Annotated in this window: 15 protein-coding genes and 1 pseudogene; 9 read left to right on the top strand and 7 right to left on the bottom strand. The window is 65.6% G+C overall.

The features are described from left to right. Positions 1-16 precede the first annotated feature (16 nt). Together ACZK5D_RS09965 and ACZK5D_RS09970 are read left to right on the top strand one after the other, a co-directional pair. Positions 17-2,662: a DEAD/DEAH box helicase gene (locus tag ACZK5D_RS09965; protein WP_463665188.1), complete on the top strand. Its 2,646-nt coding sequence runs from the start codon at positions 17-19 to the stop codon at positions 2,660-2,662. Between the two features lie 292 nt (positions 2,663-2,954). After that, complete coding sequence (locus ACZK5D_RS09970) at positions 2,955-3,131, top strand: hypothetical protein (RefSeq protein WP_463665189.1); 177 nt, start codon at positions 2,955-2,957, stop codon at positions 3,129-3,131. A 653-nt stretch (positions 3,132-3,784) separates the two neighbouring features. Here ACZK5D_RS09970 and ACZK5D_RS09975 read toward each other — a convergent pair. Next, positions 3,785-4,063 carry a hypothetical protein gene (locus ACZK5D_RS09975; protein ID WP_463665190.1) on the bottom strand — a complete coding sequence of 93 codons (279 nt, stop codon included), beginning with the start codon at positions 4,061-4,063 and terminating at the stop codon, positions 3,785-3,787. A gap of 2 nt (positions 4,064-4,065) precedes the next feature. On the opposite strand from ACZK5D_RS09975, the gene ACZK5D_RS09980 reads away from it, so the two are divergent. Both ACZK5D_RS09980 and ACZK5D_RS09985 read left to right on the top strand, forming a co-directional pair. After that, positions 4,066-4,248, top strand: coding sequence for a hypothetical protein (locus tag ACZK5D_RS09980; RefSeq protein WP_463665191.1), 183 nt, complete (start codon positions 4,066-4,068; stop codon positions 4,246-4,248). Positions 4,249-5,335: 1,087 nt separating this feature from the next. Beyond that, the gene (locus ACZK5D_RS09985) at positions 5,336-5,683 is read left to right on the top strand and encodes a hypothetical protein (RefSeq protein WP_463665192.1); all 348 of its coding nucleotides are present in this window, start codon (positions 5,336-5,338) and stop codon (positions 5,681-5,683) included. 436 nt (positions 5,684-6,119) lie between these two features. Here ACZK5D_RS09985 and ACZK5D_RS09990 read toward each other — a convergent pair whose 3' ends face one another. Then, positions 6,120-6,638 carry a hypothetical protein gene (locus ACZK5D_RS09990; protein ID WP_463665193.1) on the bottom strand — a complete coding sequence of 173 codons (519 nt, stop codon included), beginning with the start codon at positions 6,636-6,638 and terminating at the stop codon, positions 6,120-6,122. Between the two features lie 215 nt (positions 6,639-6,853). Here ACZK5D_RS09990 and ACZK5D_RS09995 point away from each other — a divergent pair, with 215 nt between their 5' ends. The 4 genes from ACZK5D_RS09995 (at position 6,854) to ACZK5D_RS10010 (ending at position 9,103) form a co-directional block, all read left to right on the top strand. Next, positions 6,854-7,387 carry a hypothetical protein gene (locus ACZK5D_RS09995; RefSeq protein ID WP_463665194.1) on the top strand — a complete coding sequence of 178 codons (534 nt, stop codon included), beginning with the start codon at positions 6,854-6,856 and terminating at the stop codon, positions 7,385-7,387. Positions 7,388-7,491: 104 nt separating this feature from the next. After that, entirely contained in the window at positions 7,492-7,773 is a 282-nt protein-coding gene (locus ACZK5D_RS10000) for a MazG nucleotide pyrophosphohydrolase domain-containing protein (protein WP_463665195.1), read from the top strand. A gap of 340 nt (positions 7,774-8,113) precedes the next feature. Further along, a complete protein-coding gene (locus tag ACZK5D_RS10005; RefSeq protein WP_463665196.1) occupies positions 8,114-8,392 on the top strand; it encodes a GNAT family N-acetyltransferase in 279 nt (92 codons plus the stop codon). 57 nt (positions 8,393-8,449) lie between these two features. After that, entirely contained in the window at positions 8,450-9,103 is a 654-nt protein-coding gene (locus ACZK5D_RS10010) for a hypothetical protein (protein WP_463665197.1), read from the top strand. Positions 9,104-9,145: 42 nt separating this feature from the next. On the opposite strand, the gene ACZK5D_RS10015 is transcribed toward ACZK5D_RS10010, so the two are convergent. The 5 genes from ACZK5D_RS10015 to ACZK5D_RS10035 all read right to left on the bottom strand — a co-directional run bounded on the left by ACZK5D_RS10015 (position 9,146) and on the right by ACZK5D_RS10035 (position 12,758). Beyond that, positions 9,146-9,547: a type II toxin-antitoxin system VapC family toxin gene (locus ACZK5D_RS10015; protein WP_463665198.1), complete on the bottom strand. Its 402-nt coding sequence runs from the start codon at positions 9,545-9,547 to the stop codon at positions 9,146-9,148. Beyond that, entirely contained in the window at positions 9,534-9,764 is a 231-nt protein-coding gene (locus ACZK5D_RS10020; protein ID WP_463665292.1) for a FitA-like ribbon-helix-helix domain-containing protein, read from the bottom strand. The genes ACZK5D_RS10015 and ACZK5D_RS10020 overlap by 14 nt, the downstream gene beginning before the upstream one ends. 95 nt (positions 9,765-9,859) lie before the next feature. Beyond that, positions 9,860-11,146, bottom strand: a complete 1,287-nt coding sequence (locus ACZK5D_RS10025; protein WP_463665199.1) for a site-specific integrase — start codon at positions 11,144-11,146, stop codon at positions 9,860-9,862. A gap of 276 nt (positions 11,147-11,422) precedes the next feature. Next, the gene (locus ACZK5D_RS10030) at positions 11,423-11,665 is read right to left on the bottom strand and encodes a helix-turn-helix domain-containing protein (protein ID WP_463665200.1); all 243 of its coding nucleotides are present in this window, start codon (positions 11,663-11,665) and stop codon (positions 11,423-11,425) included. 262 nt (positions 11,666-11,927) lie between these two features. Continuing rightward, the gene (locus tag ACZK5D_RS10035) at positions 11,928-12,758 is read right to left on the bottom strand and encodes a tyrosine-type recombinase/integrase (protein WP_463665201.1); all 831 of its coding nucleotides are present in this window, start codon (positions 12,756-12,758) and stop codon (positions 11,928-11,930) included. Between the two features lie 754 nt (positions 12,759-13,512). Here ACZK5D_RS10035 and ACZK5D_RS10040 point away from each other — a divergent pair. Beyond that, positions 13,513-14,013 (top strand): annotated as a pseudogene (locus ACZK5D_RS10040) (WD40 repeat domain-containing protein); the annotation flags it as partial. Positions 14,014-14,027 lie beyond the last annotated feature (14 nt).

The raw sequence follows: 14,027 nt of genomic DNA on the forward strand, positions 1-14,027 counted from the left end.
GGAGGCAACGGGACTCGTGGACGCGGCACAACTCGACCAAGGACGCGCAGCCGCGGCTGTCGTCGCCAGGTGGGCCGAACAGGCCAAGAAGCTGAGCACCATCAGGTCCTACATCGACAGGCGTGCCAAGGAAGCCCAGCAGAGATTCCAATCGCAATGCCAGCCGACCAGCCGCACCGCCCCCTCCTGGAAAGTACTGGCGCTGCGACACAGCGACTCAACGGCGCTCGGCGAGATATCCCGCCGAGCATCCCTGGCCCCACCCTCGAACGAGGATCGGGAACTCCTGACCTGGCTCCTCGACGAGGCGCCAACGCTCGTGGGGGAGACCAAGCCGGCGCTGGGCTTCCGCCGGCACTTCACCGGACGCGCCGTCCGAGCGAAAGCAGAAGACGCCGTCCAGCGATTGCTTGAGCGACGCGCATGGCTTGAGGACGCTGACGTCGACGCGGTCCTCGAGCGGGGCTCCGAGCGATCCGGGCCCCACCAGATCGAACCGGCGCAGGCGCTCGACGACGACACCGGTCTCATATCCGCCATGGGCTGGACGGACCTCGGCGTCGAGTTGCACGACGTCGACCGGTTCGCGCCCCTCGAAGCGCCCGTTCAACGCCTGCGTGCCGCGCTCAACCGGGAGGTCGGACTCCGCGAGGCGGCACTGAGCGCGGGGCGGACCGTGCGTCATGCCGAGGTGCGACGCATCCTGGCCGAGATGCCCGTCGAGAGACTCCGCGACGCAACGGCCGGCCGTCTCAGCCTCGGCGTCCTCGACAAGGAGGGATTCCGCAACGTCCTGCAGGTCCTCGACGCCAGGGACCAGCTTGAGAAATTGCCCGGGCTTGGCCCCACGAACGCCACACGGATGGCCGGTGCCGCGCAGAACCTGTGGCACACCACCTTCGAGGAACTGCCCTTCAGGATCGACATCAAACGCCGAGCCCCAGAGACCACCGCCTTCCTCCGCGCCCTGGCAGCCTGGGACACCATCCGCCGACTCCGCGGCAGCGGCAACCCCGACGGAGCCCTGGACGCCCAACAGCTCCTCGTCCATGTGTTCGAGAAGCAGGCCACCCACTTCGTCGTCATCCCGGACCAGCGCCCCGCCACGGACTTCCACGCGGCCGTCAACGCACTCGCGCAACAGACACGCCTCGTCGGCGCCGATCCCCGTAGCGGGCCGGCCCAGGATCCCTGGCAGGACTTCCAAGCCCGCCCAGCCGACTACTTCGCCCTCATCGCCGAACTCGGCTTCAATGTCGAAGACGAAACCAAGACCCACGCCGACATCCCCACCGAGATCATCGAAGCGGTCCGCCGCATCGAACTCGACACCAGCCACCTCACCGCGAGCCTGCGCGGCTACCAGCAATTCGCCGCCCGCTACTGCCTTGCCCAGGAGAAGGTCATCATCGGCGACGAAATGGGCCTCGGAAAGACCATCGAAGCCCTCGCCGTCCTCGCGCACCTCAGAGCCAAGGGCCACCACCACACGATCGTCGTCTGCCCAGCAGCGGTCGTCACCAACTGGACCCGAGAGGTCACCACCAAGTCCCACCTCACCGCGCACCGCATCCACGGCAACGGCCGAGACGCCGCCCTGCGATCCTGGACCCACCGCGGCGGAGTAGCCATCACCACCTTCGAAACCCTCGCCTGGCTCGAAGACCGGATCGACCCCACCATCGACATCGGATGCGTCGTCATCGACGAAGCCCACTACATCAAGAACCCCCACGCCAAACGCTCCCACCGCACCCAAGATCTACTGACCCGAACGAGTCGGGCGGTCCTCATGACCGGCACCCCCATGGAGAACCGGCTCGACGAGTTCCGAACCCTCGTCCACTACATCCGCCCCACCCTCAACATCGCTGCAGCCGGGCTCTCCCCCCGCATGTTCCGCCGCCAGGTCGCCCCCGTCTACCTGCGCCGAAACCAGGAAGACGTGCTCCAGGAACTACCCGAACTCGTCGAAGTCGACGAGACCCTGCCGCTCTCCCGCGACGACTCCCGGCGCTACAGGGAGGCCGTGGAGGAAGGGAACTTCATGGCCCTCCGACAGGCCGCCATACTCGAAGGACAACGCTCAACGAAGGTCCAACGCCTCCTCGAACTCGTCGAAGAAGCAGAAGAAGACGGCCGCAAAGTCATCGTCTTCTCCCACTTCCTCGCCGTCCTACAAGAAGTCACCCGCCACCTCCCCGGCCAGGTGTTCGGACCACTCAGCGGCCGCGTGCTACCCGCCGAACGGCAACGCATGGTCGACCAGTTCACCAAAGCAGGCGACGGCGCCGTCCTCGTCTCCCAGATCATCGCCGGCGGCGTCGGCCTCAACATCCAAGCCGCCTCCGTCGTCGTCATCTGCGAACCACAACTCAAACCGACCACGGAGTGGCAGGCCATCGCCCGCGCCAGACGGATGGGGCAACTCAACTCCGTCCAGGTGCACCGCCTCATCAGCGAAGAAGGCGTCGACCAACGGATCACCCAGATCCTCCGCGAGAAGGCGCAGACATTCGATGCGTTCGCCCGAGACAGCGACATCGCCCAACACGCCCCAGAGGCCTACGACATCTCCGAAGCAGACCTCGCCCGCGAAGTCATCTCAGCCGAACGCCAACGCCTCCGGGCGCGCACCGTCGCGGCCTCCCCTGTTGTGTGACTTTCGGCGCCGAAGGGCAGCGAGGCCTACCGGCCTGGCTGAGGACCCGAATACAGGATCGGGTCGTTTGGTTCAGGCGACAATCGTGTGGATCCAGGGGTGTCAGCGGCCAGCCATGCCGCAGACTCGGGACAGCACTCGTGCCGCTTCACTATTGTGACGGCTGAGCAAGGGGGCACTGGACTCATGGACGCTGCACAACTCGATCAAGCACGTGCAGCGGCCGCGGTCGTCGGCCGTTGGGTCGCTCAGGCCCAGCAGATCACGACGGTCAGGTCATCAATCGAGCAGCGTGCCGAACCGCGGCGATTATCTCGTCGACGACCGGCCGGGACACAACGGCGCCGACCGGTCCGAGGGCGAACTGATCCGTTTCGGCAAGACCGGAACCCACAAGACCTGGCCGGACGTGGTCGCCTATCTTCGTGAGCACGGCGGCGATACCGATCAGGCCTCCCCGTCCAGCTGAGAGCGCATAGTGGCCGACGGGGGTTTGGGGTGTTCTATGGCGAGGGGATTCGGTGACGAGCGATCCAAGCGAACGCCTGGCCACACGGCTCACGGCGAGCCTCACAAACAAGCTGAGCGGTCTCCGCGGCACGCAGAGGGCCTTTCACTCTGACATTCGGCGACGCCTTCGTCCAGGCTGCGTCGTTCGAGGGGGACGCGGTCCTCGTCGAGGTCACAGGCGAGAGGTTCCTGCCTGCCGACCTCCGTCTCTCTCACACCGCCCCAGCGGGACGGACTGCTGCGGCTCGGGTTCACCCGTCCCGACGACGATATGCCCAACTGGTGGATCGGGGTGGAGGACGGCAACGAGCGGCAGTCTGGCGTCGGCCGCCAGAGGGGTCGTGACCGCCCTGGCCCTGATCTATCAGGTCCCGCTTGAGGGCTTGGCGGAGCAGCTCCCCCTTCGCCTCGTCCCCGTCGCCGGCGAGCGAACCAACGCATCTATGGGCAGAGGCTTGTGCTGTCCGCCTACGGCATCTGGACCCAGGGTCGCTCCCGAGGCTTGCGGCTCAGCTACCGCACCACCGCGCAGAACCTCGCGTGAGCCGTCGGCGTCCTCACTAGTCAGGAGGTCATCGACTCTGACTGTGAGGCCGACATCACGGACGGCTACTACTCCGCCCGCACCGGCCTGAAGCCCATCGTCCGCTCGTTCCCGACGCTCACTGCCGAACTCGACCACGCCGCGCAGCTCATCGGCACCTGGTCCAGCGCCGACGGCGTGCAGGCCGAGACGGTCGCGCTCCCGGTGCGAGACGAGGCCACCCGTGACCGCGTGGTCTCAGGGCTGGGGGAGCGCGGCATCGACGTGCGCTCGCTGGACTCCGGCACAGTCAAGCCCGGCTTCCCGGTGGTGCTGACGGTGCACCGCGCCAAGGGCACCGAGGTCACCCGTGTTGCTGTTCGGGCTGAGCAACGACTCGATGCCGGTGGGTCCGAAGGCCTACGACTACGACGAAGAGCTCAGCGAGGCGAAGCTGCGGGAGCGGTGGCTGCTTTACGTCGCTGCGTCCCGTGCCCGCGACGAGCTGGTGGTCACCTACAGCGGCACCGCGTCGTCCCTGCTCCCGACGTAGGGGTAGCTTGCGCCGATCCGCGCCAGCGACCCGGGGCCCAGCGCTCAGTAGGGGTCATCGTTGCCGTGCGCAACGGCGAGTTTGTCCCACGGCACGGAGCCAACTTGCGCTTGTAGCCACTTCGTCTCAAGCGGGGGTTCATCGGTGAACCAGACGACAAGTAGCTCCTCGAAGTCGCTGGTGAATCGTCCGACACAGCAGTAGTTGGGAAGTGGCTCATAGTCGTGGGGACCGCCCTGGGGCCGAGAGCGGTCGCGTGGGTCATTGGCCGGCTGGATCACGTGCACGGCGGTGTCTTGGTGGGGCGTGAGCTTCCGCGCTCGTTCGACTGCCATCTCTACGACTCTTGAATTCAGTCTTGGGTTCGGATAGCCCTCGGCCCAGCCCTCATAGGTGGGTTGGCAGCTGAATGCGTCGACGTGGGCATGGCCTCCTGATCCGAACCAAACTGAAACCCTGGACTCCCGCGTCATGGTGAGAAGCCTACCGGCAGGGGGGCCACTAGCCCCCATCGCCATTCGCCACTGGAGGACGCACTGCTGCTGGTTGGGGTCCCATCCCACGCTCACGGCGGTGATCGAGGTGTCTGGGCGGGCTGCTGTACCCGAGCCTGCACACCCAGAGCCGCCGCATACGGCGTGGTTGATCGCCCCGAGGTACGTCTCTGTTGGTCCGTCCGGCGCCATAATGGCTCCAGTCGAACACCCAGATCGCAGACGTTTCGACGGCGATGATGAGGCCCTGGCAGCGGTACCCGGAGGGTACCTGACCATTGAGGGCATGTAATATACCTTGTCAGATGGTATTGGTGGAGTTTCCCGCCATCAACTCCCGCCTCACCCGGCTTGCCGTCGACTCTGTCTCTGGCACTGCGTGCGCCGCAGCGTCGGCGTTCGAAGAGTCGCTCCGGCGGGATGCCGTCCCCACGGCTATGAACTCCAGCGGCCACGCGGGCAGGGACGCTCTCAGTCGGCTCCCAGGTGGCCCGGTCTCCTGCTGGCTCCGGCGGTGGCTTGTCGGTTCACGCTTTGATGGCGGCCAGTCGGGGTTCTATGGGTGGTAGGAGGAGCGCGAGGGAGTAGAAGGTATGTCACGCAGCATTCGTCAGAAGGCCCGCCTCATGGCGCAGGATCAGCTTGTCCGTCGCCGAGAGGTTCTGGCCGCCAGAGAGGCGAGGATCAGTGAGCATGTTCTTGAGGCCACCGCAGCCATTCTCGAACGAGACCGAATCGTCGCTGACTGCGCGAGACGGATCGGACGCGCCGTCAATGCGCTCACCGTCGTCGAGGCCTTGCCAGTCAGTGAGGCTGCTGCCCTGTGCGGGCTGGACATCCGCGAGGTCAACCGTCTGCTTCGGGCGGGCCTTGACGGCACGGGATTGGCACGCCCAGCGGAACCCCTGGTCATGGATGCTGGCAACGCGGGGGAGGGGTGAGCAGCATGGTCCGTCCACAGACCACGACGAAGCTCCATCCTCGGTACGCGACTTTGCCGGAGGCTGTTGAGTACTGCAGGAGTTCCCGTCGGTCGCTTGAGCGCCGGATGGCTGAGGGCAAACTCACGCGGTACAAGAACGGCTTCCGCGTTCTGGTCGACCTGAACGAGATCGACTCCCTGCTCCGCGGTGATCGTCGTTGAGCGCTTCCGTTGTTCCCCGGGTCATGCGATGGTGGGCTTCGGCCGGCGTGACCGTGTCCTCGATCGGAGCCTTGGTAGTGACTCTGCGCGGTGACCCGCCGACCCCGAATAGACCTGACCCACAAGCGCACTCTGCGGCATGTGCGGATGTCGGCTCGAGGCTCAGGGCCACACGGATCGTCGTCGCTACCCCTTGCGTGGGCGAGACGGAGGGATCGCCGCCGCCGGTTGTGTCACTTCGATCGGATCGACCCCGACCAAACGGTTCGACGGCCGAGGATGTCCGTCGACACGACCTCGATGACGCTGGGACTAATCCGCGTTGGGGACAGCGACTCAGCCCTCCGCGGCTGACCCGAGTCCCGCGCGGCCCATCCCCAGAGCTCGGCACACGTCCCCTCGATCTCGCGAAGCAGAATGTCATGGGCGTCAGGCGTCGCGTATCCCAATGCCCACAACACCACGGGGCGCTTGCCCGTCCGACGCACCTGGACGAACCCCGCCGAGATCCCCGAGAAGAAGTTCACGTCCCAAATCTCGAACTCCTCGATCGAGTAGACATCAACGCTCCTCGCAGCGACCAGACCGCGGTAAATGACCTGCGGCCCCGACTGCGACACCGACACTCCCGCGATGAAGAGCGCCCGGTAGCCGACGATCAGGGCCGGGCTGGCAACGGCAAGCCAGAGCGCGACGCTAGACACGCTGGCTCCAGGCGAGAAAGTCACCCACGTCAGAACAAGCCAGAGCACGACCGGCACCATCCACAACCAGCGGACCCACCTGAGCAACGCTGCCCGAGGCCCCGCTCCGCCACTGACCATCAACGACACCCTTCTGTTGATGCCGATCCTTCGTGTACCGAAACTCTACCGGCAGGCCTTGTCGTGGGCCGTCTCGTATGCCCGAGACGCGGCAGATCCGGGCGTCTGGGGTTCATCCGTGCGACGGGTTCTAGGCTGGCAACATGGACCTCCTCGCCGTAGTCGAAGCAACAACGGCGACGACGCTGCTGAATGGCGACACAGTTCAGGCCAACGAGCACGCATTCCTGGACTGGACGGTGAACGGCCAACTACTGCGAAGCATGCTCGGCTGGGAGAAGCCCCCGAGTGACACCACCTGCATGGTGACGGGTTGGGACCTAGCGGCTGGGCTGGCTTGGCTCGAGAGCCTCAGATCCGCGGGCGCCGGCGAGTTCCCCGACGGCCGAGCGGCCGTGCTCGTCTGCCAGGATTGTGGCGACCTCGAGTGTGGCGCGCTCAGCGTGGATGTCAGCCGGGACGCCACCACGGTGCGTTGGTCCCACTTCGGCTGGCAGGTGCCTCGGGAGTTGGGCTTCCATCCTCTGGATGTGCCGCTCATCCTCGAGTTCGCGGCCAACGACTACGACGGACTTCTGGGCTCCCTAGCCCAACGACTGGTGGCGAGCGCGGCCACCGTGCCGGCTTCCGGATGGCTCTGGCGCAAGGCGGAAGAGCGTCTAGTGATCCGTGTATGACAAAGCGGCGGCACGCGTGCGCATCGCAGCCCAGAGCCGACTCGCACTCTCGCAAGGCGCGGCACGAGCGTGCAGCCGCGATCTGATCGGGTAGCGTGCCAGAAGTGAGCTCGATCCGTGCCCTCCTGGACCTCTACCTGATGGAGAGAGGCATCCCGATGCCAAGCGGCGCGAGCGCACGGAAGGTTGCAGAGGAGTCGATCGAGCTTGTCGAGGTGTGCAGCCGAAGTGACCCCGACCGGGAGGCCATCATGCATGAGTTGGCAGATGTCGTCCTGGCCGCCGCAGTGGTAGCGCACCACCACGGGTTCACCGTTGAGGAAGCGATTCGAGCAAAGTGCGAACTGGACACGGGCCGCGAAGCACGACGTTCCGTAAGGCCGTGAGCAACCCTCCGCCCTGCGATCGATCTGCGGCGGCATCACGCATGTCTGTACCACCTCCTCGAGGCGTCAAGGATGCACTCTTGCTAGCCTGACGACGTGCTTCGGCTTCACGTTCCATCGCCAGAGGAGTTCACGATCCGGCAGGCGTGGCTGCTTGATCCAGAAATGATGGCCTACAACGCCGGCTGGCCCATCTCATACGCTGGGTATGACCCCGCCACAGGCTGTATCGACTGGCCCGAGGGTGCCTGGCCGGCATTCGAAGCGCGGCTCGCGCGTCCGGCATCAGAGCAGGATTACTACTTCGTTCAAGAAGATGAGACCAGCGAGTTCCTGGGCCATGTCCACTACGAACTCCTCCGACGGCACGGCTCACATCGGGCTCAACGTGATACCTGCTCGACGTGGAACTGGGCTTGGCATGAGGTTCATGAATCACCTGCTCGAACGGATCTGGCAAGACACTGAAGCAGCAGCGGCCATCAACGAGTTCGAGGACGGTCAACTCGATGCCGTGCATCTCCACCGGCGCTGTGGCTTCGTCGCTGAGCCGACCACACCGAGTGCGCACGGCCGCCCAACCCGCGCGTGGCGCCTTCCAAGGTCCGGCTCCCAGTAGGGATCGCGCCTTGCGGCATCATGAGCGCACGACGGTCTGTGGGGCAGACTGGTTGGGGTGACGAACATAGTGCCCGCGAGCGACGCGAAGTCGGCTGAGTGGCTGCTGCAACCAGGTGCTGAGTGGTGGCATCTCGTGCGCTATGGGCCGCCGGGGTTTGACGTCTATGTGCGCGTCGCCTTCCCAGAAGACGACGAGGAACAAGACACCGTCCGCGCAGCTCTGGTCACCTTGGCCTCCCACACGTCCACACCGGACAGGGGCAACGTGGCCGTGTGGGAAGGCTGGAACGGCCACCCGAACCCACCTTCAGCGCCGCGCCTGGAGATTCCCAACCGAAAGATGCTGCTCTTCACCGGCCCTCTCGAGATGCTGCGTGATGCTCCGGCGCTGGCTTGGGGAGAGACGTCAGGCATCCATGTCCCCCCTCACCTGGTGTGGCCCGCGGATCAAATTTGGTGCTTGGCGTGCGAGGTCGACGAGGAAATCGAGTTCACCGTCGGCTGCTCCAATCGGGCAGCCCATGCCCTTGCCAGCGCGTTCCCGGGCAGGGTTCGACGGGTGCGGTACGGGGAAGAGGCTCCGCTCTACCGCGACGAGGTGGACGCACCACTCAACGACGCTGGTTCTCGGTCGACCGAAGAAGTCATCTACATGCCGCTCCCGCGCGGGATCCATGGCGGTGCCCCAAGGGCCACCGAGGAGGCCTGAAGCGCAAGCACCAGATCCTCGATCTCCGCGCCAACCGCGACGTCAACGATGGGTCTTGACGACCTCGATGGTGCAGCGTGGGCCGGTGGATCGTGAGAGGCGCCTCTCGCCGGTGAGCAAGGGCGCCTGGAGTGCTTCGGCGAGGGCAACGTAGGCGGCGTCGTAGATAGTGAGATTGTCCCGCAGTTCCCAACAGCGCCACAGCAGCGAGGTGTGCTCGACGCGCTGGAGTGGCAGTTCCTGCAGGTCGTCAAGAGCAAGCCTGACCCGGCGCGGGTCCAGGTGGCCGCCGCGGGCCAGGCCGTGCCACACCGAAGCCACTTCGAGGTCGATCAGTGCGGGTGCGGCGAGTTGTTCACCGCGCAGCCTGTCCCGCACTGTGTCACCGTCCCGGCCGTCGTCAAGCAGGGCGACAGCCAGGACGCTGGCGTCAATGACGAGCACGGTCCACCCGCAACGTGCTTACCGCGTCGGCCAGCGGCAGCGATCCACCGGCCCGCCCACCGGCCCTGGCCAACACCTCGTCCAGCGTCGGCAGTGAGGCCTCGGCGATCAGCTTCGAGCGCAGGAACTCCTGAAGTGACTGGTGCGCCGCGGCCGCCCGCTGTCGCAGCGCAGCGTGGGTGTCGTCTGGCACGTCCTTGATCTGAATGTTCGGTATGGAGCCATTATGGCGCCACTCGCGCCGCTATGGAAGCGCACGCTATTCGGCAGATCCGGTTACCCGGCCATGAAACTGCGTCCCCACCATCTGAGTCAGGTAGCGGTCGGGGCCCTGGAGGTCAGGGTGGCCTCACGGCGTGCACTCGTGCGTTGGGCTGACATCTTGCGTGCGCGCTCGGCGTCTCGTTCCCTGGTGGCTGTCTGGTAGCTCAGCGCCATGGTCGGCGTCGTGTGCCCGAGCATCGCCTGAATCTCGCGTACCGATGCTCCAGCGGATGCGGCCAGGGTTGCCGCGGTTGCTCTGAGGTCGTGGTCTTTGAGTTCGCTGCGCCCAATCCTCTCCGCGGCCTTCTTGTGGATGCGGCGGAGCACGTCGTCGTTGAGTGGCTTGCCGAACGCGTCGCAGAAGAGAAGGGCGTCTGCCCGCAATGTTCCTCTGGACTGGCGCCAGACCTTCAGCTCGGCGACGGTGCCGGGGAGGAGCGAGATGGTGCGCATCGATGCCCGCGTCTTTGGGTGTTGAACGACTCGAGTCCTCATCCCTAGTTCCCCCACCTTCGCCACTGTCCCGGCGACCGTGACGGTTTCTGCCTGGAGGTCGAGGTCTTTCGACCGCAGCGCCAGGACCTCGCCGATCCGGAGCCCGCAAGTCACTTGGATGGTCAGGGCGGCTCTCGCCCAGGGTTCCTCAACTGCGGCGAGGAAGCTGTCGACCTCGTGCAGGGACAGCGACTCGGGCTCGCGGGCGCGGTCAGGAGCGCCAGCTCCTCGCAAGGTGCAGGGTGTCGCGTCGATGAGCTCCGCCACTACGGCGTCATCAAAGGCAGAGACGAGGAGCTCGTAGGCTTTGCCCCCTTGGGTGCGGGTCTTGCTGGGAGGCCCGCTCCAGCGCCACGCGTGCACGTCGGATCGCCTCACGTCCGTGACGCGCATGTCGCCGAGCTCGGTGCCGTCGACGTTCAGGCGTGCCAGCTTGCGGTAGTTGTCTGCGGTGGTCTGCTTGATCGGACGCCTGGTCCGCGTCTGTCGCTCGGTGATGCACTGCTCAAGCCACTCGCTGACCGTCGGGACCCTCGCGAGCGCTTCAGCGGCCAACGCCTCTGCGGCTTCTCGTTCAGCTTCGGCTCGGGCAGCCGCTTCGACCGCCTCGGCTCGCGCCTTGGGGCTGGTCCAGGTGCCGTACTCGATGAGGCGACGCTCGGCGGTGATCCAGGCCTGGGCGTCGGCCTTGTGCGTGTATGTTGCAGGGGCGTTATGGCGCGAACCGTCCGGAGCCTGGTAGCTCGCCTGGTACCTGCCGCTGGGCAACTGACGAATGTAGCCAAACCTCATGGCATGCCCCCGTCGTGGGATTTCGTGCGATGAACGTGCGATGAACATGCTACAGAGTGGTGCACGCTGGCGAAGCGTGGCGTGACGGAGAAAATGAAAAACCCCCAGTCAGTGCGGCTTTCGCCGACTTGACTGGGGATTCCCAGCTGTGTCCGAGAGAGGACTTGCGCCTCTCTGGCGAGCCGCACGGTGCTGCAGCATGCCTTCATCTCGCGGCTCTCGACTCGCCTGCTGCAGAAGGAGCACCATTGGCAGGTTCAGATCGACATGCCGTTCTTCGCCTCGGTGCAGATCAGAGCCGCCCGGACGGGGGTAGTCGTGGCCTCACCTAAGGACGGGGCGGTTCCTGGCGTCAGCTCTCAGAAGGGCCGCCGCTGCGGCGTTCATGGGCCTCATGAGCGCTTCCTCGGCCGCGGCCAAGTCGATTCGGATCTGACGGCCCACACGGAATGCGGGGAGGGTGCCGTCGGCGATGCGGCGGCGGACCGTCTTGGTGTCGAGGCCGAACAACTCGGCGACTTCGGCTGGCGACGCGAGCTCACGTCGTGGGCGCTTCGTGGTGGGCATGTTGACCGGCCCTTTCCCGGGCACCCGTGACGGTGGGCCCGAATTCCTTCGATGGGGTTCTGGCTGTCCGCTCCCCTCGAAGATGGCACGTCGGGGGAGTGCATTTGTAGTAACCCGGGGTGGCCGGTGTCACCGCGTGACCGCTCTCGGCCCCTGAATGGCGATTGGGCGTACTCGCTCGGTTGCCAGAGCCGTACCTCGGGCGTCCCGGGCTGCAAGCCTCGGGCGTCGGGTTGATGCCGAGCTCATGAACTCCGGACGCTCATGCCCCGCCTGAGCCTTGGGGCATGTCGGATAGTCTCCGGGCGATCTCAGCGTCCCGATCCCGCGCCGCGTGCTGGGAGCGCATCGCGGCCTGCGGGGTTGAGTGCCCAAGCCGGGCCATCAACTCAGCTAAGGTGGTGGCGGTCTGCGCGGCGAGAACAGCGCCGGTGTGTCGAAGATCGTGAAGCCGTAGATCCGCGCTGCCGGCGGCCTCGCGGGCCCGGTAGAAGCCGGTAGCGGACTCATTGACCACGAGCCCCTTAATGATGCGTCGGCGAGCCGATCGGCCGTTGAGCGTCGACTGAGACAGATGGCCACCGCTCGCAGACGGAAACAGCAGGCTGGCGGGACCGGTCTGAGCGTGCTCGACTAGGTGCTCCTTAACGAGGGGGAACAGGTGCGGTGGGATCGTGACATCTCGGATGCCGGCCTCGGACTTCGGGGTTGAGACGAGGCGATGCTTCTCGACGAGCACTACCGCACGCCGAACGCGTATCCGGGAACCCCGAAGATCAATGTCCTGGCATCGGAGCTCCTTCACCTCTCCGAAACGGAGCGCGCACCACGACATCAGCAGGATGGCGAGCTGGAAGCGATCCGGCATGTGGGCCACGATGACGGCCAGCTCCTCCAGAGTGGCGGGCTCAGACCTGTGCTTTGTGCGGGACTTCGAGGCACCAGCGATCGTGGGCGGCTTGATTCGGGGGTCCTTCATCGCGGCCGCGGACAAGATGCCGCGGAGGAGTGCGTATGCGTGGGCGTTCAACACGGGTGTGCTGGGAAGACGGTCGTGCCAATCCGTGATGACGCCTTCCGTGAGTTGGGGCATGGTTATGTCCCCAAGCTGAGCGAGGATCCTCGCCTCGAGCAGGTCCCTGTGGTGGGCGACGGTGCAGGGCCTCCGTCACATGATGGTCGAGGGGCGCAGGCTGAAGGACACAGCCGATCTTCCCCTCGACCTCACAATGTGAGCTTGTACTGGACCTGACCGCGACGGTCTGACGGGGCCCACAGCGCCTCTACCTGACGGACAGAGGGGGCCTGTGCAGAAGCAGCGGCCAGCGGGCATCACCGAAGCCCAAGGCGAGGAGCCGCTGGCCGCCGCAACAGCTACGGGGATCCACCAGGGAGGTCCGGGAGGGTGGCTGGCTTCGGTGTCGTGCCGATAGACGAGAGCCGCCATTGGTGATGAAGGCGACAAACACGCCGACCACACTGAGGGAGCAGGTAAGTAGGCCACCGGCGTAGTAGGTTCGGGCGTATACGAGGTCGCGGTGGCGTGACACCGCCCCTGCCGGGAGAGAGCATCCATGCCACGAGTGCCGCACCTGTCGCCCGAAAGGGCTGTATTGGAATCCCTCTTGGCCGTCTTTCGTGATTCCGACAGCCCACCGCCTTACGTTGCCCGATATGGGGCGGAGCATGTCAATGGTGCGGGGTTGTGGGGTGTGGTGGGTGACGACGTCAGCGTCTTGGATCGTCTGGATCCGGCTGCGCTAGCTGATGTGGTTGTGCGGGATGTATTCGGGGGTAGTCACTTCGTACCTGAGTTGCAGGCGGCAGTGGTGGCCCGCGTCGAGTTGATGGGGGTGGGCGACGACGCTCGCGCACTCATTCTGGATCTGGTTCGGTCGCGATTGGGGTCCGCTGCAGCATTCAGCGATAGGCGTCTGGCGTGGGCCCAGTTAACACCGATCACGGCGCACGTGCCCCTGGCAGGTCACACCAACTGGGTGACAGGGGTGGCTTTCGGCACCTTACCCGACGGTCGCACTCTGCTAGCCACCACCAGCAGAGATAGGACCATCAGACTGTGGGACCCGATCACCGCCACCTCTGTCGGTCAGCCACTCTTGGGCCATACCGACGCGGTGACCACAGTGGCGTTCGGGCGGCTGGTCGACGGACGCACTCTGCTGGCCACCGGCAGCGAGGATCGGACCGTGAGGTTGTGGGACCCGACAACCGGTACCCCGGCCGCGGCCCCCTTTACAGGTCACAGCAGAGAGGTCACAGCTGTGGCATTTGGGACCCTGCAAGACGGACGTACTCTGCTCGCTACATCCAGCGAAGACCGATCAGTCCGATTGTGGGACTT

It is taken from the genome of Tessaracoccus yangjingae (assembly GCF_055326235.1).